Source organism: Streptomyces sp. NPDC087428, from assembly GCF_044744085.1.
Classification (GTDB): Bacteria; Actinomycetota; Actinomycetes; order Streptomycetales; family Streptomycetaceae; genus Streptomyces.
In genome coordinates this window covers 22,134-41,170 of record NZ_JBIUXR010000003.1, presented here as the reverse complement: position 1 = coordinate 41,170, position 19,037 = coordinate 22,134, and the positions used below count along the sequence as shown (strand labels likewise).

The following is a 19,037-nucleotide window of genomic DNA, read 5'->3' as shown; positions in this document are numbered from 1 at the left end:
CTCCCCGGTGCTTTTTCGGGGGTTACGCGGGATGCGGTGCGGCGGTGACTACTTGAGGCCGCTGTTCATCGCGCTCACGAGTTCACCGTTGCTGGTGTCCCCGCTGAACTCCCAGAAGAACGCGCCTCCCAGGCCCTGGGTCTTGGCCCAGGCCATCTTGGACGAGATGGTGGCCGGGGTGTCGTAGCTCCACCAGTTGGTGCCGCAGTGCGCGTAGGCGGTGCCGGCGATGGTGCCGGTGGTGGGGCAGGTGTTCTTGAGGACCTTGTAGTCCTCGATGCCGGCCTCGTACGTACCCGGGGCGGCGCCGGTGGCGGTACCGCCGGGCGCGTCCTGGGTGACGCCGGTCCAGCCGCGGCCGTAGAAGCCGATGCCGAGCAGCAGCTTCGAGGCGGGGACGCCCTGGGCCTTCAGCTTGGCGATGGCCTCGGACGAGGAGAAGCCGGCCTTCGGGATGCCGGTGTACGGGGTGAGCGGGGAGTGCGGAGCCGTCGGGCCCTTCGCGTCCCAGGCGCCGAAGAAGTCGTACGTCATCACGTTGTACCAGTTCAGCGACTGCGCGGCGCCCGCGTAGTCGGCGACGTCGATCTTGCCGCCCGCGGAGCCGTCGGCCGTGATGGCGGCGGTCACCAGGTTGTTGCTGCCGAACTTGGTGCGCAGCGCGGAGGTGAGGGACTTCAGCGCGGCCGGGCCGCTGGTGTCACAGGTCAGACCGCAGGCGTTGGGGTACTCCCAGTCGATGTCGATGCCGTCGAAGACATCGGCCCAGCGGGGGTCCTCCACCAGGTCGTAGCAGGACTGGGCGAACGCGGCCGGGTTCTGTGCCGCCTGGCCGAAGCCGCCGGACCAGGTCCAGCCGCCGAACGACCAGAGGATCTTGATGTGCGGGTACTTCGCCTTGAGCTTGCGCAGCTGGTTGAAGCTGCCGCGCAGCGGCTGGTCCCAGGTGTCGGCGACGCCGTCGACCGACTGGTCGGCGGTGTACGCCTTGTCGTAGTCGGCGTAGGAGTCACCGATCGTGCACTTGCCGCCGGTCACGTTGCCGAAGGCGTAGTTGATGTGGGTGATCTTCGCGGCGGAGCCGGAGGTGTCCATGTTCTTGACGTGGTAGTTCCGGCCGTAGACGCCCCACTCGGCGAAGTAGCCGAGGTTGACCTTGTCACCGGTACCGGGGCCGCCGGGGTCGGTGCCCCCGCCGCCGGTGGTGTGCACCTTGACCGCGCCGCTGGCCGGACCGGTCTGGTCGGCGGTGTCGCGGGCCTGCACGGTGTACGAGTAGTCCGTGCCGGCGGTGAGGCCGGTGTTGGTGTACGTGGTGCCGGTGACCGTGGCGACGACCGCGCCGTCCCGCAGGACGTCGTAGTTCTTGATGCCGTGGTCGTCGGTGGCCGCGCTCCAGCTCAGCTTCGCAGAGGTGTCGGTGACGGCGCTCGCGGTGGGGGTGCCGGGGGCGGAGGGCGCGTTGTCACCGGGGACACTGCCGCCGTCGCAGGAGGCGCCGTTCAGCTTGCAGCCCGTGGGGGAGCCGGAGCCGGTGCCGTTGAAGCCGAAGGAGACGCTGGCGCCCGGTGCGACCGAGCCGTTCCAGCCGAGGTTCTTGGCGGTCCAGTGGGTGCCGGAGCTGGTGACGGTGGCGTCCCAGGCGGAGCCGGCGGCGGTGCCGGAGGGGAAGTCCCACTCGATGGTCCAGGAGCTGAGGGCGGTGGTGCCGGTGTTCTTCACCGTCCACTGGCCCTCGAAGCCGCTGCCCCAGTCGGACTTCTTGAGGTAGGTGGCGGTCGCCGAGGTCGCTGCTTCGGCCGGGGAGGCCATGCCGACCATCGCGGCGAGGGGAAGGAGCAGTGCGGTGAGGCCCGCGACGGCTCGTGATCTGGTGGCTTTCCCGGCCCCGAATCTGAATCGGGTCCGGCGGGGGGTCTCAGTGCTCAACGGTGCTCCTCGGGTGAGGTCCGGACAAACGGGGGTGGTCCGTCGACTGCAACCCTGCGCCGCCCTGAGTGCGCCTTGTCATGGCGTACTCACCGCAGTGTGTTCGGTGAGATTAGGAAGGTCTGGACCAATCGTCAAGAGGTCCAGACCAAAGAACGGAGCCGGGCGCTGCTAAACCTCAGACGCCCAACTCCTGGGCCAGTACCGCCGCCTGGACCCGGCTGCGCAGCTCCAGCTTCCCCAGCAGCCTGCTGACGTGCGTCTTCACCGTCGCCTCCGCCATGGACAGCCGTACCGCGACCTCGGCGTTCGACAGGCCCTCGCCCAGGCAGCTCAGCACTTCGCGCTCGCGCCGGGTGAGGGCGTCCAGCACCGCCCGGTCAGGGGTCAGGGGCGGTGCGTTGGTGGCACCGGCGAACTCCGCGATCAGCCGGCGCGTCACCGCCGGGGCGATCAGGCCCTCGCCGCGCGCCACCGTGCGTACCGCTTCGAGCAGGCCGTGCGCCTCGGTGTCCTTCAGCAGGAAGCCCGACGCCCCGGCCCGCAGCGCGCCGAAGACGTACTCGTCCAGGTCGAACGTCGTCAGCACCAGCACATCCGCCAGCCGCTCCGCGACCACCTGCTTCGTCGCCGACACCCCGTCGAGCCTGGGCATCTGCACATCCATCAGCACCAGGTCGGGGCGGAGCTCACGGGCCAGGCGCACCGCGGCCTCCCCGTCGCCGGCCTCCCCGACGACCTCGATGTCCGGTGCGCTGCCCAGGATGAGCACCAGCCCCGCACGCACCGCGGACTGGTCCTCGGCCACCAGAACCCGGATCGTCATGCCCTCACGCTCCCTTCCCCGACGGGCAGTTCAGCCCGTACACGCCAGATCTTCGTCCCGCTCCCGGTGGACACCGGCCCCGCCTCGATCTCCCCGCCGAGCAGCGCCACCCGCTCCTGCATCCCGATCAGTCCGGCCCCGGAACCGGGCGCACGCGGCCCCGGCCGGTTCCCGAGGACGCTGGTGACCTCCACCGTCAGCCGCCGCCCCGTCTGCCCCAGCCGGACCGTGACCGGGCCGGGCCCGGCGTGCTTGAGCGCGTTCGTGAGGGACTCCTGCACGATGCGGTACGCGGCCAGCTCGACCGGCGCCGGCAGCGGGCCGGTCTCGCTGCGGGAGTCCTCGAGCACGCAGGTCAGCCCGCTGGACGCGGCGTTCGTACGGTGCTGCTCGACCAGGGCGTCCAGCGAGCCCAGGGTCGGGGAGCTGCTGGGGCCGGGATCCGGTCCATTCGTACGCAACAGTCCGATCAGACGGCGCATTTCGGCCAGACCCTCGACGCTGTTCTCCCGGATGACTCCGAGGGCGTTCCGGGACGTCTCCGGGTTGTCGATGGAGAGCGCCGCGGTGGAGTGGATGGCGATCGCGGAGAGATGGTTGGCCACCATGTCGTGCAGCTCGCGCGCCATCCGGGCCCGTTCCGCGGTCACCGCCTGCGCCCGGTCCATCTCCGCCAGCAGAGCCGTCTGATCGGCGCGCAGCCGCTCGGTCTCCGCGGCGTCGCGGTGGTTGCGCACACTGACCCCGGTGAGGGCGGGCACGAACGAGACCAGTCCGGTGACGATGCCGATGAGCAGCGCCTCGGCACTGCGGAACCAGGCCAGGAAGCCGATCGTGACGGTGACCGTGATCAGGAAGGTGGTCACCGGGATCCGCCGGGCGGCCGCCGGAGTGCCGTACAGAACGGCCGCGTACATGACGTCGGTGTACAGCAGCACGGTCGCCAGGTTCCCGGCCGTGAACTGGTCCATGACCAGCGCGAGGGTGCCGATGACCAGGGCGGACTGCGGCGCGCTTCTGCGCAGCAGCGCCAGCGCCGACATCACGGCGAGCGGGACCAGCTCGATCCCGGGGGCGTCGAGGGGCCGGCCGTTCTGCATGTGCAGACCGAGCAGCCACAGCACCACTCCGCCGAGCAGACCGCTGACCGCGATGAGGACGTCGTCCCGGTGGGGGCGGGGAGGAGAGAACACCCTCCCATCCAACACGGCGGGCCGTCACCGGACGTCCGTACCGGGGGTGAGCCGCGACTACATCGAAGGATGCAGCGCCGGTTCGTCACTCCGGCCGACGATCGGGCGCGTCCCGGTGGGGACGCTGGAGGGGAGGGAAAGGAGCGGGACCGTGATCGTCACACTGATCGTTCTCTGCGAGATCGCCTTCTGGGTGCTGCTGGCCGGGGGACTCGCGCTGCGGTACGTGGCGAAGAAGCCGCGGCTCGGTGGCGCGCTGCTGCTGTGCGAACCGCTGCTGGAGGTGATCCTGCTGGTGGTGACCGCCGTCGACCTGAAGAACGGCGCCGCTCCGGACTGGAAGCACGGCCTCGCCGCCGTGTACATCGGCTTCACGGTGGGCCTCGGGCACTCCACGATCCGCTGGGTCGACGAGCGCGTCGCCCACCGCTTCGCCGGCGGCCCGCCACCGGTGAGGCCGCCGAAGTACGGGACGGCGCGGGCGGTGCACGAGTGGCGGGTGGCCGGGCGGTGGACGCTGGCCGCGGTGACGGCGCTGGCGCTGCTCCAGGGGGCGGTCTGGTACGTGGGGGGCGACGGGGACGTGGCGTCGCTGCGGTCCTGGCAGCAGACGATGCTGTTCGTGGTCGGGATCAACCTGGTGATCGCGGCGAGCTACACGTTGTTCCCGAAGCGGGATCCGAAGCGGGACGCGGAGTAGGTGCCGGGCCCGCCCGGCCTCAGCGCTCGCCGCCCGGCACCCACAGCACGTCGCCGACCTCCTTGTTCGCCACCCGGGCGAGGATGAACAGCAGGTCGGAGAGCCGGTTGAGATACGTCGCCGTAAGCGGGTTCATCACCTCGCCGTGCACCTCGAACGCCGCCCAGGTGGACCGCTCGGCGCGCCGCACGACGGTGCACGCCTGGTGCAGCAGCGCCGCGCCCGGTGTGCCGCCCGGCAGGATGAAGCTGCGGAGCTTCTCCGTCTGCTCCAGGAAGTGGTCGCAGTCCGCCTCCAGCTTGTCGACGTAGGACTGCTCGACCCGCAGCGGCGGGTACTTCGGTTCCTCGACGACCGGTGTCGACAGGTCCGCGCCCACGTCGAAGAGGTCGTTCTGCACGCGGACGAGGACCTTCACGACGTCATCGGTGAGCTGCCCGAGCGCGATGGCCGCCCCGATGGCCGCGTTGGCCTCGTTGGCGTCGGCGTACGCGGAGATCCGCGGATCGGTCTTGGCGGTCCGGCTCATGTCGCCGAGGGCGGTGGTGCCCTGGTCGCCGGTACGGGTGTAGATACGTGTCAGATTGACCATGCGGTCAGCCTAGTTACGCGCCCGCCCTGCGGAACACGCGTGTGCCCACTGTCACGGCCAGTGTCGCGAAGCCGAGGGCGACCAGCACGCCGTACAGCATCGAGGCGGTGGCGTAGTGGCCGGTGTACCCGTCCCGCATCGCGTCCACCGGATACCGCAGCGGCATGAAGCGGGAGAGGACGTCCAGCCAGCCCGGTGCGAGGGTCATCGGCAGCATCAGGCCGGACAGCAGCATCGACGGCATGGAGATCGAGTTGACGATCGGTCCGAACTCCTGCGGCCGGTCGACCCTCAGCGCCATCGCGTAGGACAGCGATCCGAGGGAGACGGTGAGCAGGGCGACGAACGCGAATCCGATGAGCACCCCGGCGAGCGGTGCCCGCAGGCCCATGACCAGCGCGGCGAGTACGAGCAGCACGGCCTGGAAGACGAACAGTGAGGCGTCCCGCAGCACCCGTCCCAGCAGCAGGGCGAGCCGGCTGACCGGAGTGACGCGCATGCGCTCCACGACTCCGTAGTTCTTCTCGACGATGATCGAGAACCCCGAGAACAGCGATCCGAACAGGCTGAGTTGAAGCAGCAGTCCGGGTACGAGCACCTGCCAGGAACTGCCGCGCGATTCCAGGGGCAGGCGGGTCAGGAGTGGTCCGAACAGCACGAGGTAGAGCAGCGGCATCAGTACGCCGAAGAGGATCTGGAACCTGGAGCGCAGGGTCTGGCGGGCGTAGCGCCCGAAGATCAGCGCGGTGTCCTGAAGAAGCATGGTCTCGGTGTCCTATACGGCTACGGGGGCGGATTCGGCGGGCGCGGGGCCGCGGCCCGTGATGGCGAGGAAGGTGTCCTGGAGGGTGGCCCCGCTGGAGCCGCCGTGCGTCAGCTTCAGCGCCTCCGGCGTGCCCTCGGCCGCCACGACGCCGTGGTCGACGACGACCAGCCGGTCGGAGAGCGCGTCGGCCTCGTCGAGGTAGTGCGTGGTCAGGAAGACCGTGGTGCCGTGCTCGTCGCGCAGGCGGCGGACCAGGTCCCAGAGGCCGGCGCGGCTCGCCGGGTCCAGGCCGGTGGTCGGTTCGTCCAGGAACAGGACCCGGGGGCGGTGGGTGAGTCCCATCGCGATGTCGAGGCGGCGCCGCTGACCGCCGGAGAGCGTCGCCGTCCTGCGGTCCAGCAGCTCCAGCAGGTCCAGGTCGTGCGCCAGCTCCTCGGCCCGCTCCGCGGCCCGGGGCTTGGGCAGGCGGTACAGCCGCCCCTGGGTGACCAGCTCCTCCCGCACGGTCACGTGCGGGTCGACCCCGCCGGACTGGGCGACGTAGCCGACGGCCCCGCGCACTCCGGCGGGGTCGGTGGCCAGATCGCAGCCGGCCACGTCGGCGGTTCCGCCGGTGGGCGGCAGCAGGGTCGTGAGCATGCGCAGGGTCGTCGTCTTCCCGGCCCCGTTCGGGCCGAGGAAGCCGAGGATCTCGCCCTCCTCGACGGTGAGGTCGATGCCGCGCACCGCCTCGACGGGGCCCCGTTTCGTCCGGAAGGTACGGGCCAGGCCCGACGTGCTGATGAGGGTCATGGCCCCAGAAAAACAGAGTTACTGAAAGATTGCAATGACTCCAAAATTGCAGTGACATCAAAAAATGGCGTGCCGCCTACGATGTGCCCATGGCAGAGGGGCTCAGGGAGCGGAAGAAGCGGCAGGCCAGGCAGCACATCTCGGATGTGGCCACGGGGCTGTTCCTGGAGCGCGGTTTCGACGAGGTGACGATCGCCGAGGTCGCCGAGGCGGCCGAAGTCTCCGTCAACACGGTCTACAACTACTTCCAGGCCAAGGAGGACCTCTTCCTCGACCGGGCCAAGGGCAGCGTCGCGCGCCTGTCGCGCTTCGTGCGCGCCCGCGACCGGGGCGAGTCCGCCGCCGAGGCGGTGCTGCGCGAGCTGCGGGCCGAGGTGGAGGCGGTCTCGGCCCAGGTGGGCCTCATGGCCGGCTACGACCGCTTCATGAAGGTCGTGGAGAGCGCGGCCGGGCTCCGGGCCCGTCTGTGGCACATGCAGCAGCAGAGCCTGGTGCTCCTGGAGGAGACCCTGCGCGAGGAGACCGGAGCGCGTCCGCGGGACCCGGTGCCGTCGCTCATGGCCGGGCAGATCAACTGGGTGCACACCACGCTTCTGGCGCTCGTCGGACGCGAGATGATGGCCGGCCGATCGCCGGCCGAGGTCTCCCGCGAAGCCCTGTGCCTGCTCGACGACATGGAGGACCTGCTGAGCGAAAAGGTCCTCAACTACGCCCGGCGCACCACCGAATGACGCCCGCCGGTGTGATGTCCGTCATTTGAGACGTGACGCGCATCTCTTAGCGACCCCAGCGCCCCTCACGGGGACTAACCTCCGCCGGAGAGCATGGACGAGAACCACAGGGAAAGCAGGGGTGCCAACGTGGCCAGGAAGCTCGCCGTCATCGGAGCCGGACTCATGGGGTCCGGCATCGCGCAGGTGTCCGCCCAGGCGGGCTGGGACGTGGTGCTGCGCGATGTCACCGACGAGGCCCTGACCCGTGGCCGTGACGGCATCAAGGCCTCCTACGACAGGTTCGTCGCCAAGGGCAGGCTCGCGGCGTCCGACGCCGAGTCCGCGCTCGCCCGCATCACCACGACCACCGATCTCGACGCGGTCGCCGACGCGGATGTCGTCGTCGAGGCGGTCTTCGAGAAGCTGGAGGTGAAGCACGAGATCTTCCGGGCCCTCGACGGGATCGTCCGGGACGACGCCGTGCTCGCGTCCAACACCTCCGCCATCCCGATCACCAAGATCGCGGCCGTGACGGAGCGCCCGGAGCGTGTCGTCGGTGTGCACTTCTTCTCGCCGGTGCCGATGATGCAGCTCTGCGAGCTCGTACGCGGCTACAAGACGAGCGACGAAACCCTGGCCACCGCACGGGAGTTCGCCGAGTCGGTCGGCAAGACCTGCATCGTCGTCAACCGGGACGTGGCCGGCTTCGTCACCACCCGGCTGATCTCGGCGCTGGTCGTCGAGGCCGCCAAGCTGTACGAGTCGGGCGTCGCCTCGGCCGAGGACATCGACACCGCGTGCAAGCTGGGATTCGGCCACGCCATGGGGCCGCTCGCGACCGCGGACCTGACCGGCGTCGACATCCTGCTGCACGCCACCGGCAACATCTACACGGAATCCCAGGACGAGAAGTTCGCCGCTCCGGAGCTGATGCGCCGGATGGTCGATGCAGGTGACATCGGCCGCAAGAGCGGGCAGGGCTTTTACACCTACTGATCGTTTTTGGTCCTCCGTTGCCTGATTCGCCGTCAATCGGGCTCGGAGGCCCCGGGGGTCGCCTCCCGGGACCATCGGATCCGCACCGGGTCCAGGGCGGGCCTCAGTCACTCCACGGAGTGAATTCGGTATCGGTTCGCTTACAGACGGCAACTTCCCTGTCGCTGCCGCAGTCAGTTGGGGCAGAGGCAGTTTCAGACAGACGGACCTTGCCACGGAGCATTCCAGGGGAGCGCATATGCACATCAGGGGCGACCACGCCGAGCTGGTCGTCGGGGGCCGCCTCGACGTCCGAAGCGCGGCGGACGCCCGTACGGTCCTGCACTCGGCCCTCGACGACGGAGTCGGCGATCTGGTGCTGGACCTGACCGAGCTGGATTCATGGGATGCCACCGGACTCGGTGTCATCATGGGCGCGCACAGACGGGCCGGACGAGCCGGACGGCGGCTGGTGCTCCGCGGTGTGCCGCCGCAGATGCAACGCCTTCTGGTGGCCACCAGACTGCACCGCATCCTGGCCATCGAGGGCGGAATCGCGGCGGAGTCCCTGCCGCGTGTCTGAGGTCCCGGGCGGCGGCGGACCCCCGTCCGCACCCCGCGGCCGAAGCCGCACAATCCTCACGAGACCGTGATCTGTCGGGCGGCACGGCACCCCGGATGTTCGTAGATACTGTGCGAAGGTTTAGGGTTCGGCCGTCTGCCGATTGACGGACCCACCTGGCTGACACCGGACCGGAAGCGACAGCTGGACGTGCGAGGCCGGGAGGGGCAACCGTGCTCGACGCGTCTTGGGGGCTTTGGCGATGGACCCGACACACCGGGGGCCGGATGAGTTCGGCCACGACAGGAACGGCTCCGCGCAGGACGCCGGCCGACGGCGTCCCACCCGCGATCCGCTGACCCCGGATTTCGGTCAGCAAACACCGCAACAGGCGCGTATCGTCCCGCTCATATCGGGCGGCCTCCTGCTCACGGTCAACCCGGTCGACGGCAGCGAGGTCGAACCGTGCCGGCCGGGCGAGCAGCCCGCCGAACCGGTCCGGCGCACCCCCGCCGAGCGCGCCGACCGCGAACGGGCCGCCGCGCCCCCCGTGCCACCCGGCCCGCCGGTCCTCCAACTGCCCCTCCTTCAGCGCGAGGACGAACGCGAGCGGCTGGTACGGCTGCTGGCCCGCGGACGTTCGGTACGGCTCACCGGACCGGCGGGATCCGGCCGAACCGCGCTCCTCGAAGCCGTTGCCGCGGACTGCGCTCAGCTCGCACCGGACGGAGTCGTACGGCTCAGCGGCCACAAGCGGACCGTCACCGATCTGCTGTACGGACTCTTCGACGCCGTCCACGACGCACCGCTGCACCGCCCGGACCGGGCACTGCTGCTGGCGAAGCTGCGCACCACCGGCGCCGTCGTCGTCCTGGACGACCTGGAGTTCGGTGGCGCCGCGCTGGACGAACTGCTCGACGCGACGCCCGAATGCGCCTTCCTGCTCGCCGCGACGCCCGACGTCCCCGCACCGGGCGCCGACTCCCACCTCGAAGAGGTCTTCCTCGCCGGGCTGGACGGGGAGGCCTCGGTCGTCCTGATGGAGCGGGTGGTCGAACGGCCGCTCACCGAGGAGGAGACCAACTGGGCGGGCGACCTCTGGTTCGAGTCCGAGGGCCTTCCGCTGCGCTTCGTCCAGGCGGGCGCCCTGCTGCGCCGGCGCGACCTGCTGCGGGCCGACCCCACCGCGTACGACGAGTACGGCTACCTCGACAGCCGGCCCGCGCAGGCGCCGCTGCCGGCCGAGGCCCCCGAACCGCCGCTGCCCAGCCTCGGCGAGGGCGCCGCGCCCGCCGCACTGCTCGCCTCAGGGCTGAGCGGGGCCGCACGCGACACCCTGCGCTTCGCGGTCGCGCTGGGCGGCGAGGTGCCGCACCAGGCGCATCTGCCGGCGCTCGTGGGGGACACCCACGCCGACGCCGCCCTCGGTGAACTGGCGGGCTGCGGGCTGCTCTCCCCGGCCGGGCCCCGCTACCGGCTGGCCGCCGGTGTGGTCGCCCAGCTGGAGGCCGCCGGATACGGGGACGACGCCACGGACCGGGCCCGTACGGCGGCCCAGCACTACGCCTGGTGGGCCGGCCACCCCTCCGTCACCCCCGCACGGGCGGTCGCCGAGTCCGACGCGATCCTCGCGGCGATGACGCAGCTGGTACCGGGGGACGGTGCCGGACAGACCAGCGTCGCCGTGCTGCTGGCCCGCAGCGCCTCGCCCGCCTTCGCGGCCGGACTGCACTGGAGCGCCTGGGAGAAGTCCCTGCGGATCGGCCAGGAGGCGGCCCGGATCGCCGGCGAGGTCGCCGAAGAGGCGTACTTCCACCACGAGTTGGGCGTACTCGCGCTCTGCACCGGCAATCCGGACCGGGCCAGGGCCGAGCTGGAGACCTCCATCAGCATGCGCGGGGCCCTGGCCGACAAGCCGGGCGCCGTGGCCGGACGCCGGGCGCTCGCCCTGGTCGAGGACCTCTCCGGCGGGCCGGCGGCGGGCGGTGTGCCCCTCAACGAGGAGATACCGGCCGGCCGCTTCGAGGCGTCCTCGCCCGGCGGCCCGACGGTCGGCCTGCCGGTGACGATGCCGCGGTCGTACGCGGACGAGACCGCCGTGCTGCCCCGGCAGACCGCTCCGAAGGGCGCCGGGAGCGGGGCGGACGGCCGCTTCGCGGTACTGGGCGGGGCGCGGCGCAACCTGGTCGCCGCCGGCGCGGGTGTGCTGCTGGCAGGCGTGCTCGGCACGGTGGTGACGCTCGGGCTGACATCGAACAGCGATCCGCAGGACGACCCCGCTGTCTCGACCGAGCAGTCGGTGAGCGAGGACGACGGCAGCGAGGACGAGCTCCCGGCCGACGAGTCGACGGACGACGCGGTTGCGCCCGCTCCGGCGCCGAGCGCCACGTCGTCGACGCCGGGGCCGACGGGGAACGAGGCCGCGCCGACCGGGAGCGGGAGTCCGTCCCCGGGGAGCAGCGCCCCGCAGGACACCCCGTCCTCCTCGGGGAACCCGTCGAGCGACGGGCCGACTCCCTCGGACAAGCCGACCGGGCCGACCAAGCCGCCCACGCCGACGAAGTCGACTCCGCCGCCGACGAGTGAGTCGCCGAGTTCCCCGTCGCCGAGTGACACCCCGTCGCCCACGGACAGCGCGACGGACGGGCCGAGTCTGCCCGACTCGTCGGACTCCGCGAGTGGGCCGTCAGGGGTGACGAGCGCGAGCGCGGACGAGTCCGCGTCGCCGTCGGGGAGCGCGTCGCCGGCCTGAGCCGGGGAGCCCCCGCGCCTCGTCCTCAAGCGCCGGACGGGCTGTGGACGGCCGGGGGTTCGCCCGTCACATGACGCGCGAACCCCCGGCCGTCCGAGGCGTCAGAACAGCCTGAGCTTGTCGTCCTCGATGCCGCGCATCGCGTTGTAGTCGAGGACCACGCAGCCGATCCCGCGGTCCGTCGCCAGCACGCGGGCCTGGGGCTTGATCTCCTGGGCGGCGAAGATGCCCTTCACCGGGGCGAGGTGCGGATCGCGGTTGAGCAGCTCCAGATAGCGGGTCAGCTGCTCCACGCCGTCGATGTCGCCGCGCCGCTTGAGCTCGACGGCCACGGTCTGGCCGTCGGCGTCGCGGCACAGGATGTCGACCGGGCCGATGGCGGTGAAGTACTCGCGGCGGATCAAGGTGTAGCCCTCGCCGAGGGTCTCGATCCGGTCAGCGAGCAGTTCCTGGAGGTGGGCCTCCACTCCGTCCTTGATCAGGCCGGGATCGACGCCCAGCTCGTGGGACGAGTCGTGGAGGATTTCCTCCATCGTGATGATCAGTTTTTCGCCCGCCTTGTTCACCACGGTCCAGACGCCCGCGGTGTCGTCGGCGCCCTCCTTCAGGGTGCAGGGCGGCGACATCCAGTTGAGCGGTTTGTACGCCCGGTCGTCGGCGTGAATCGACACGCTCCCGTCCGCCTTCACGAGGATCAGACGGGGAGCGGAGGGCAGGCGGGCCGTGAGCCGGCCCGCGTAGTCCACGGAGCAGCGGGCGATGACGAGACGCATGGTGGGCCACGCTACTCGACGACGGGCCATCGACGCGATTCACCCACCCGTCACTCCGTCCCCGCCCCGACCCGACCGAATCTGGCTTGTCCGTCTTTGAGCCCCTTCGTTATTGGCCGGTTGTGTTCCCAATCTCCTGGTGCGGCCCGGACTGCACCCTTACCGTGGATGCAGGAGGTCGCCGTCTGTGCACGCTGCGTCGCCGTCCTCCTTCCCTGCCCGTAAGGCCCCGGCCCTCCGTCGGGGTCGCGAGAGGAGAACCCATGTCGCTCGACGTCTCACCGGCGCTGTTGGAACAGGCCGAGCGAGGCGAGGTCGACGAAGCCGACTTCGTCGACTGCGTCCGGACCTCCCTGCCCTTCGCGTGGGAGATGATCAGTTCGCTGGTGGCTCAGCTGAAGGTCGACGGCGGCGAGTTCGCCGACAACCAGACGCCGCCGCCGGACGAGCAGGCACGCGGCCAGCTGCTGCGTGCGCTCGCGAGTGATGCCATCCGTGGCGCGCTGCAGCGGCACTTCGGGGTGCGCCTGGCGTTCCAGAACTGCCACCGCGTCGCGGTGTTCCCGCTGGACGCCTCGGTCGACGACCGGCTGGCCAAGTTCACCTCGGTGAGGGGCCAGTTGCTCAACCAGTCGCCCGAACTACGGGACTGCTGAACACCTTTGCTGCCGTTCCGGGCCGCGGGAGGTGCCACTGGTCCGGGGCGGCAGCTCCCGTTCGTACGCCGGAACAGCGCTTCCGGCGGCTCATTTCAGGAGCGGGAGCACCTCGGTGCCCAGACGCGCCACGTTCTCCTCCGTGGCCACGAGATCGCCCGAACCCTCCACCAGGAGCGCGAAGCGGGTGATACCCGTGCGCTCCGCCGTGGCCGCCAGCCGGTCCGCCGCGAGCCGGGGCGGACCCACCGGGTGAAGGCCGCACAGCATCTCCGTATAGCCGACCGGGTCGCGCATCACCCGGTGCCGGCCGTCGACCGTCACATGGGCGTCCAGCCCCTGCCGCAGCCAGCCGGGCATCGCCTTCACGAGCGTCTCGGTGGCGTCCTCGGTGCGGTCCGCGATCTGGGCCACGCCCGCCGACACGTGCCCGGCCTCCCGCACACTCTCCGGCGAACGGCCCGCGGTCAGCGCCGCGGTCCGCCAGAGGCCGACCATCTCGGCCTTCTCCTCGTCCCCGCAGTGCATGCCGAGCAGCATCGGCAGACCGTTCTCGGCCGCGAGCCGCACGCTCTTCGGGGAGGTGCACGCGACGACCACCTCGGGACCGCAGGGGTTCTCGCCGCTCTCCCCGTCGAGCAGCTCGTCGGCCCGGGGCACCACCGCCACCTCGGGGAAGCGGTAACGCTCCCCGCGGCCCGCCACGCGCGGTTTGCGCAGCCAGTCGAGCAACAGCCCCAGGGACTCCGGGAAGCCCTTCTCGTACGCCTCCAGGCCGCCGCCGAACACGTCCAGGTCGATCCAGGGGCCGCCCCGGCCGACGCCGAGGCTGAACCGGCCGCCGCTGGTGAGGTGGAGCAGCGCGGCCTGCTCGCCGAGCGCGACCGGATGCTGGGTCGGCAGCACGCTCACCGCGGTGCCCACCCGGATTCTGCGGGTGCGGCCGAGCAGCAGCGCGGCCAGTGTCACGGCGGACGGGCAGACCCCGTACGGCACGAAGTGGTGTTCGGCCAGCCAGACCGAGTCGAGTCCGGACTCCTCCGCGACCTCGGCGGACCGGATCGCGCGGTGCAGCGCCTCCCCGGTCCCCTGCCCCGGAAACTGGCCTGCCAGTACAAACGTTCCCACACGCATCGCCTATTGCCTCCTTGCGGCCGACGCGGCTTTCCCCTAGTGGCAACAACGTCTGACACGTGCCAAAGGCACGGTCGGGCATGAAGCTGTTGCGATTTTCCGGTAACCCGTCCCGTCCCGGGGCCGGTGGTGCGCGGTGCGGGACATCCGCCCCGGCCGAATGGCCCTACGCTGGACGGGAACTGCCCAGCCTGCCCCGTGAGGTGTCACGTGTCCCCGCGCCGCAACCGCCCCCGAGGCGGCGAGAGTCCCACCGAGAGCGCCGGCGCGGTGGGAGACCGTTACGGGGGTGGCGGGCGCGCGGAGGAGTGGCAGGGCGAGGACTGGTCCGTCCGCCCGGTGAGCGGCGCGAGCGCGGTGGGCAAGCACTACCGGTGCCCCGGCTGCGACCAGGAGATCCCGTCCGGCGTCCCGCACCTGGTGGCCTGGCCCGAGTACGGCGGGATCGACGACCGCAGGCACTGGCACAAGGCGTGCTGGAACGCGAAGGACCGCCGCACCACACGGGTGCAGCGGTCCAGGAACGCGCCTCGCTACTGAACGTCCCCCGGCGGCGCCGGGGCGGCGGCCGGTCAGACGTCCCGGCGGCTCATCGCGAGATAGGCGCCGCCCATGGCCACGGCGGTCACCACGAGCATGATCCACAGCGGTTCCCAGCCGGACGGCCCCGACGCGGTGACCGAGGTGTCGTAGAAGTTGCTGAGCTGGTTGGGGATCGAGTACTCCAGGAGCCACTCCTGGACCGTCGCGAGCGACTTGGCGAACATGAAGATCGCCAGCACGAGCGGCAGCAGCACCACACCGATCATCACGGTGATCGCACCGGCCGAGTGCCGGATCAGCGCGCCGATCGCCAGCGAGAGCAGCCCCAGCGTCGCGATGTAGAGGCCGACGCCGACCGTGCTGCGCAGCCAGTCCGCACCGCTGGGCGTGTCGGCGTCCAGGATGGCCGTCTGGAGCACCGCGACGACCGAGGTCATCACCGTCGTCAGGACGAAGGTGAGCAGGAAGAAGACGATGGCCTTCGCGCCGAGCACCCGGCCGGGGCTGGGGCAGGCCGTCATCGTCGTACGGATCATCCCGGTGCCGTACTCCGAGGCGATCGTCATCACGCCGAGCGTGATCACACAGATCGAGCCGAGCAGTACGCCGAAGAACCCGAGGCTGAGCACCGGGGTGGAGCCCAGATCGGTGTCGGACATGTCGACGGCGACCGCGGAGAGCAGGCCGATGACGAGCAGCAGCACGATCAGGACACCGAGCGTCCACATCGTGGAGCGCACCGAACGGATCTTGGTCCACTCGGAGGCGATCGCGTCGCCGAGCGTGGCCCGGCGCACCGGGATCGGCGAGGTGTAGGAGCCGGCCCGCTCGCTCCACTGCGGTGCGGGCGGCTGCTGGTACGCCTGCTGCTGGTACGGCGTCGGCGGCGTTGTCATCGGGGGTCCTCGCTGGTGTCGCGCGCGGTCGGGTCCGCGGGAGCCCCGGCGGGCGCTGCCGGGGCCGGGGCGGGAGCGGTGGGGGCGGGAGCCTGGGGAGCGGCGGGAGGCGCCACCGGGGCCGCGGCCGGCTGCCCGCCCGGTCCGGGGGCTGTCGCGTACGGGTTGTCCCCGGGCGGCGGCGGGGCGTACCAGCCCTGCTGCGGCACCTCGGGGGCGGCGGGCTGCGGCGGCGCGTACCCGGGGTGCTGCTGCCCGTATCCGCCGTCCGGGAAGGGCTGCTGCAGACCGGCCCTCTGGTCCGCCGTCGAGCGGTAGTCCACGGCGCCCTGCGTCATCCGCATGTACGCCTCCTCCAGCGAGGCCTGGTGCGGCGAGAGCTCCCACAGCCGTACGTCGGCGTCATGGGCCAGATCGCTGATCCGGGGCAGCTTCAGCCCGGTGATCCGCAGGGCGCCGTCCGGCTCCGACATGACCTGGCCGCCCGCCTCGATGAGGGTGGCGGTGAGCTTCTCCCGCTGCTCGGACCCGTTGTCCTGGACCCGGACCCGGGCGAAGTCGGCCGAGTTGGCCGAGATGAAGTCCGTGATGCTCATATCGGCCATCAGCTGGCCGCGGCCGATCACGATCAGATGGTCGGCGGTGAGTGCCATCTCACTCATCAGATGGCTGGAGACGAAGACGGTGCGGCCCTCGGACGCCAGCATCTTCATCAGGTTGCGGACCCAGAGGATGCCCTCCGGGTCGAGCCCGTTGACCGGTTCGTCGAAGAGCAGCACCTGAGGGTCGCCCAGCAGTGCGGCGGCGATGCCCAGCCGCTGTCCCATGCCGAGCGAGAAGCCCTTGGACCGCTTCCGGGCGACGTCCTGGAGGCCGACGACACCGAGCACCTCATCGACCCGGGCGGCGGGGATGCCGGCGAGCTGGGCCAGCGACAGCAGGTGGTTGCGGGCGCTGCGGCCGCCGTGCACCGCCTTGGCGTCCAGCAGCGCGCCCACCTGGCGCGGGGCGTTCGGCAGACTGCGGTAGGCGTGGCCGCCGATCGTCACATGGCCGGCGGTCGGCCGGTCCAGGCCGAGCATCATGCGCATGGTCGTCGACTTGCCCGACCCGTTGGGACCGAGGAATCCGGTGACGGTGCCCGGCCGCACCTGGAAGGAAAGGTTGTGCACGGCCGTCTTCGCGCCATAGCGCTTGGTCAGGCCGACTGCCTCGATCATGCTCCAGCCCCATCGACTTATCTGTCGTCGGGGCCCGAGCCGTCAGGCCGCACGCCCCCGTAAGAGTTAGGAGGATAACCAGGCCTTTGCGGTTCCGGCCAAAGCGTTGCGGCGGCGCGCCCCCGGACGGGCCCGTTCAGGCGTCCCGCTTCTTGAGTACGAGGAAGCCGCCGATCACCGCGGCCGCCACCCAGGCGACCATGATGAGCAGCCCGGCCCACGGCCCGTAGGGGGCCGGACTGCTGTTCATCGCGTCGGGCACCACCTGCATGATCTTGGACCCGGCCTGGTCGGGGAAGTACCGGGCGACGCTCTTGGCACCCGGTACGGCCGACAGGATCTGGGAGACCAGGAAGAAGAACGGCATCAGGATGCCGAGCGACAGCATGGAGCTGCGCAGCATCGTCGCCACCGCCATGGAGAAGACCGCGATCAGCCCCATGTAGATGCCGCCGCCGAAGACCGCCCGCAGCACGTTGTCCGCGCCGATGCCGGTGCCGTGGTCGCCGAGCAGGGCCTGACCGAGGAAGAAGGTGACGAAGCTGGTGGCGAGGCCGACCACCAGGGCCAGCACACCGGCCACCAGCATCTTGCTGAAGAGGAACGTGGCACGCTGCGGCACGGCCGCCAGCGAGGTACGGATCATGCCGGAGCTGTACTCCGTACCGACCACCAGGACCCCGAAGACCACCATCGCCAGCTGACCGAGGATCATCCCGGAGAAACTGACGTAGGTGGGGTCGAAAGTGGCCCGCTCCGCGTCGGAGAGGCTGCTGAACTGGGAGTTCATCACCGCGCAGAGGGCCGCGCCCATCGCGACGGTGACGACGAACGCGGAGATCAGCGTCCAGGTGGTCGAGGAGACCGTACGGATCTTGGTCCATTCGGAGGTCAGGACCGCGGGTACCGATGCCATCGCGTCACGCCCCCTTGCCGGTGCCGGACCCGCCGGGGGCCCCGGGAGTGCCGTCGGGCGGACCGGGATCGGCGCCGGGCGGCTGATTCCACCGGTCGCCCCAGTGCGGTCCCACCGGCGGCGGCTCGGGGCCCCGCTCGGAGTGCGCGTGGTACTCCACGGAGTCGGCCGTCATCTGCATGAAGGCGTCCTCCAGCGAAGCCCGCTGGGAGCTCAGCTCGTGCAGCACGATGCTGTGCCGGGCGGCGAGCTCGCCCAGGTCCTCGGTGGCGGCGCCGTCGATCTCCAGCGTGCCGTTGCCCGACTCGACCGCGATGACGCCCTCCTCGTGCAGTACGTCCCGCAGCCGCTCCTGCTGCGGCGAGCGCAGCCGCACGTAACTGCGGGAGTTCTGGTGGATGAAGTCGGCCATCGAGGTGTCGGCCAGCAGCTTCCCCTGGCCGATCACGATCAGGTGATCCGCGGTCAGTGCCATCTCGCTCATCAGGTGCGAGGAGACGAAGATCGTCCGGCCCTCCGAGGCGAGCGTCTTCATCAGGTTCCGGATCCAGTGGATCCCCTCGGGGTCCAGACCGTTGACGGGTTCGTCGAACATCAGGATCTCGGGGTCGCCGAGCAGCGCGGAGGCGATGCCCAGCCGCTGCCCCATGCCGAGGGAGAAGCCCTTGGACTTCTTGTTCGCCACCGCGGTCAGACCGACGGTGTCCAGGACCTCCGTCACCCGGCTCCGCGGGATCCGGTTGGACTGCGCGAGACAGAGCAGGTTGTTGTACGCGCTGCGGCCGCCGTGCATCGACTTGGCGTCGAGCAGCGCACCGATGTACTTCAGGGGTTCTTCCAGCTCGCGGTAGTGCTTCCCGTCGATGCGTACCGATCCGCCGGTGGGGTTGTCGAGATCGAGCATCATCCGCATCGTGGTGGACTTGCCCGCCCCGTTGGGGCCCAGAAAACCCGTCACCATCCCGGGCCTGATCCGGCACGACAACCGGTCGACGGCGACCTTGCTGCCGAAACGCTTGGTGAGACCATCGAGCTCGATCATGCGTTCACGCTAGAACGGCCGCGCGCCCGGCGCCACCACAAGGGTGGAACCGGGCGC

General features: G+C 70.8%; 19 protein-coding genes. 7 read left to right on the top strand and 12 right to left on the bottom strand.

Annotation, left to right across the window (positions count from 1 at the left end; genetic code table 11):
* Positions 1-48: 48 nt before the first annotated feature.
* From ACIO3R_RS07540 to ACIO3R_RS07530, 3 genes are all read right to left on the bottom strand, one after another.
* Positions 49-1,929: a glycosyl hydrolase family 18 protein gene (locus ACIO3R_RS07540; RefSeq protein ID WP_385035227.1), complete on the bottom strand. Its 1,881-nt coding sequence runs from the start codon at positions 1,927-1,929 to the stop codon at positions 49-51.
* Positions 1,930-2,107: 178 nt separating this feature from the next.
* Positions 2,108-2,755 (bottom strand): response regulator, encoded by a 648-nt coding sequence (locus ACIO3R_RS07535; RefSeq protein WP_402104299.1) that lies wholly within the window; start codon positions 2,753-2,755, stop codon positions 2,108-2,110.
* Complete coding sequence (locus ACIO3R_RS07530) at positions 2,752-3,948, bottom strand: sensor histidine kinase (RefSeq protein ID WP_385035231.1); 1,197 nt, start codon at positions 3,946-3,948, stop codon at positions 2,752-2,754. Before ACIO3R_RS07530 ends, ACIO3R_RS07535 begins: the two co-directional genes overlap by 4 nt.
* A 151-nt stretch (positions 3,949-4,099) precedes the next feature.
* Between ACIO3R_RS07530 and ACIO3R_RS07525 the strand changes: the two genes are divergently transcribed.
* Positions 4,100-4,648, top strand: coding sequence for a hypothetical protein (locus ACIO3R_RS07525; RefSeq protein ID WP_402104296.1), 549 nt, complete (start codon positions 4,100-4,102; stop codon positions 4,646-4,648).
* 19 nt (positions 4,649-4,667) lie between these two features.
* Here the strand turns inward: ACIO3R_RS07525 and ACIO3R_RS07520 are convergent, their stop codons facing one another.
* From ACIO3R_RS07520 to ACIO3R_RS07510, 3 genes are read right to left on the bottom strand one after another with little or no spacing between them, the layout of a single operon-like run.
* Positions 4,668-5,240, bottom strand: coding sequence for a cob(I)yrinic acid a,c-diamide adenosyltransferase (locus ACIO3R_RS07520; RefSeq protein ID WP_385035236.1), 573 nt, complete (start codon positions 5,238-5,240; stop codon positions 4,668-4,670).
* 13 nt (positions 5,241-5,253) lie between these two features.
* A complete protein-coding gene (locus tag ACIO3R_RS07515; protein WP_402104293.1) occupies positions 5,254-6,003 on the bottom strand; it encodes an ABC transporter permease in 750 nt (249 codons plus the stop codon).
* Between the two features lie 12 nt (positions 6,004-6,015).
* Positions 6,016-6,798 (bottom strand): ABC transporter ATP-binding protein, encoded by a 783-nt coding sequence (locus ACIO3R_RS07510; protein ID WP_402104289.1) that lies wholly within the window; start codon positions 6,796-6,798, stop codon positions 6,016-6,018.
* An 89-nt stretch (positions 6,799-6,887) separates the two neighbouring features.
* Here ACIO3R_RS07510 and ACIO3R_RS07505 point away from each other — a divergent pair, with 89 nt between their 5' ends.
* The 4 genes from ACIO3R_RS07505 to ACIO3R_RS07490 all read left to right on the top strand — a co-directional run bounded on the left by ACIO3R_RS07505 (position 6,888) and on the right by ACIO3R_RS07490 (position 11,800).
* On the top strand, positions 6,888-7,529 hold the full coding sequence (locus ACIO3R_RS07505) for a TetR/AcrR family transcriptional regulator (RefSeq protein ID WP_385035242.1): 642 nt from the start codon (positions 6,888-6,890) through the stop codon (positions 7,527-7,529).
* A 129-nt stretch (positions 7,530-7,658) separates the two neighbouring features.
* Complete coding sequence (locus ACIO3R_RS07500) at positions 7,659-8,507, top strand: 3-hydroxyacyl-CoA dehydrogenase family protein (RefSeq protein WP_385035248.1); 849 nt, start codon at positions 7,659-7,661, stop codon at positions 8,505-8,507.
* Between the two features lie 238 nt (positions 8,508-8,745).
* Positions 8,746-9,069 carry an STAS domain-containing protein gene (locus tag ACIO3R_RS07495; protein ID WP_018102617.1) on the top strand — a complete coding sequence of 108 codons (324 nt, stop codon included), beginning with the start codon at positions 8,746-8,748 and terminating at the stop codon, positions 9,067-9,069.
* Between the two features lie 241 nt (positions 9,070-9,310).
* The gene (locus ACIO3R_RS07490) at positions 9,311-11,800 is read left to right on the top strand and encodes an ATP-binding protein (protein WP_402104285.1); all 2,490 of its coding nucleotides are present in this window, start codon (positions 9,311-9,313) and stop codon (positions 11,798-11,800) included.
* Positions 11,801-11,901: 101 nt separating this feature from the next.
* On the opposite strand, the gene nucS is transcribed toward ACIO3R_RS07490, so the two are convergent.
* Entirely contained in the window at positions 11,902-12,573 is a 672-nt protein-coding gene (nucS, locus tag ACIO3R_RS07485; RefSeq protein WP_402104283.1) for an endonuclease NucS, read from the bottom strand.
* A 263-nt stretch (positions 12,574-12,836) separates the two neighbouring features.
* Here nucS and ACIO3R_RS07480 point away from each other — a divergent pair, with 263 nt between their 5' ends.
* Positions 12,837-13,229 carry an SCO5389 family protein gene (locus tag ACIO3R_RS07480; RefSeq protein WP_006127608.1) on the top strand — a complete coding sequence of 131 codons (393 nt, stop codon included), beginning with the start codon at positions 12,837-12,839 and terminating at the stop codon, positions 13,227-13,229.
* Positions 13,230-13,319: 90 nt separating this feature from the next.
* On the opposite strand, the gene ACIO3R_RS07475 is transcribed toward ACIO3R_RS07480, so the two are convergent.
* A complete protein-coding gene (locus tag ACIO3R_RS07475) occupies positions 13,320-14,363 on the bottom strand; it encodes an LLM class flavin-dependent oxidoreductase (RefSeq protein ID WP_402104280.1) in 1,044 nt (347 codons plus the stop codon).
* A gap of 210 nt (positions 14,364-14,573) precedes the next feature.
* Here ACIO3R_RS07475 and ACIO3R_RS07470 point away from each other — a divergent pair, with 210 nt between their 5' ends.
* Positions 14,574-14,903 carry an ATP/GTP-binding protein gene (locus tag ACIO3R_RS07470; protein WP_363026968.1) on the top strand — a complete coding sequence of 110 codons (330 nt, stop codon included), beginning with the start codon at positions 14,574-14,576 and terminating at the stop codon, positions 14,901-14,903.
* Between the two features lie 32 nt (positions 14,904-14,935).
* Here the strand turns inward: ACIO3R_RS07470 and ACIO3R_RS07465 are convergent, their stop codons facing one another.
* The 4 genes from ACIO3R_RS07465 to ACIO3R_RS07450 all read right to left on the bottom strand — a co-directional run bounded on the left by ACIO3R_RS07465 (position 14,936) and on the right by ACIO3R_RS07450 (position 18,980).
* Entirely contained in the window at positions 14,936-15,802 is an 867-nt protein-coding gene (locus ACIO3R_RS07465; protein WP_385040717.1) for an ABC transporter permease, read from the bottom strand.
* Positions 15,799-17,022: an ATP-binding cassette domain-containing protein gene (locus ACIO3R_RS07460; protein ID WP_402104276.1), complete on the bottom strand. Its 1,224-nt coding sequence runs from the start codon at positions 17,020-17,022 to the stop codon at positions 15,799-15,801. Before ACIO3R_RS07460 ends, ACIO3R_RS07465 begins: the two co-directional genes overlap by 4 nt.
* 136 nt (positions 17,023-17,158) lie before the next feature.
* A complete protein-coding gene (locus ACIO3R_RS07455; protein WP_385040712.1) occupies positions 17,159-17,938 on the bottom strand; it encodes an ABC transporter permease subunit in 780 nt (259 codons plus the stop codon).
* A gap of 4 nt (positions 17,939-17,942) precedes the next feature.
* Positions 17,943-18,980, bottom strand: a complete 1,038-nt coding sequence (locus ACIO3R_RS07450; RefSeq protein WP_385040710.1) for an ABC transporter ATP-binding protein — start codon at positions 18,978-18,980, stop codon at positions 17,943-17,945.
* Positions 18,981-19,037 lie beyond the last annotated feature (57 nt).

What these genes read in the sequence shown, in the direction of transcription:
- ACIO3R_RS07450 (WP_385040710.1), bottom strand. Translation starts at nt 18,980, where the DNA reads ATGATCGAGCTCGATGGTCTCACCAAGCGTTTCGGCAGCAAGGTCGCC.
- ACIO3R_RS07480 (WP_006127608.1), top strand. Translation starts at nt 12,837, where the DNA reads ATGTCGCTCGACGTCTCACCGGCGCTGTTGGAACAGGCCGAGCGAGGC.
- ACIO3R_RS07460 (WP_402104276.1), bottom strand. Translation starts at nt 17,022, where the DNA reads ATGATCGAGGCAGTCGGCCTGACCAAGCGCTATGGCGCGAAGACGGCC.
- nucS (WP_402104283.1), bottom strand. Translation starts at nt 12,573, where the DNA reads ATGCGTCTCGTCATCGCCCGCTGCTCCGTGGACTACGCGGGCCGGCTC.
- ACIO3R_RS07455 (WP_385040712.1), bottom strand. Translation starts at nt 17,938, where the DNA reads ATGGCATCGGTACCCGCGGTCCTGACCTCCGAATGGACCAAGATCCGT.
- ACIO3R_RS07515 (WP_402104293.1), bottom strand. Translation starts at nt 6,003, where the DNA reads ATGCTTCTTCAGGACACCGCGCTGATCTTCGGGCGCTACGCCCGCCAG.
- ACIO3R_RS07465 (WP_385040717.1), bottom strand. Translation starts at nt 15,802, where the DNA reads ATGACAACGCCGCCGACGCCGTACCAGCAGCAGGCGTACCAGCAGCCG.
- ACIO3R_RS07475 (WP_402104280.1), bottom strand. Translation starts at nt 14,363, where the DNA reads ATGCGTGTGGGAACGTTTGTACTGGCAGGCCAGTTTCCGGGGCAGGGG.
- ACIO3R_RS07495 (WP_018102617.1), top strand. Translation starts at nt 8,746, where the DNA reads ATGCACATCAGGGGCGACCACGCCGAGCTGGTCGTCGGGGGCCGCCTC.
- ACIO3R_RS07535 (WP_402104299.1), bottom strand. Translation starts at nt 2,755, where the DNA reads ATGACGATCCGGGTTCTGGTGGCCGAGGACCAGTCCGCGGTGCGTGCG.
- ACIO3R_RS07490 (WP_402104285.1), top strand. Translation starts at nt 9,311, where the DNA reads ATGGACCCGACACACCGGGGGCCGGATGAGTTCGGCCACGACAGGAAC.
- ACIO3R_RS07510 (WP_402104289.1), bottom strand. Translation starts at nt 6,798, where the DNA reads ATGACCCTCATCAGCACGTCGGGCCTGGCCCGTACCTTCCGGACGAAA.
- ACIO3R_RS07505 (WP_385035242.1), top strand. Translation starts at nt 6,888, where the DNA reads ATGGCAGAGGGGCTCAGGGAGCGGAAGAAGCGGCAGGCCAGGCAGCAC.
- ACIO3R_RS07520 (WP_385035236.1), bottom strand. Translation starts at nt 5,240, where the DNA reads ATGGTCAATCTGACACGTATCTACACCCGTACCGGCGACCAGGGCACC.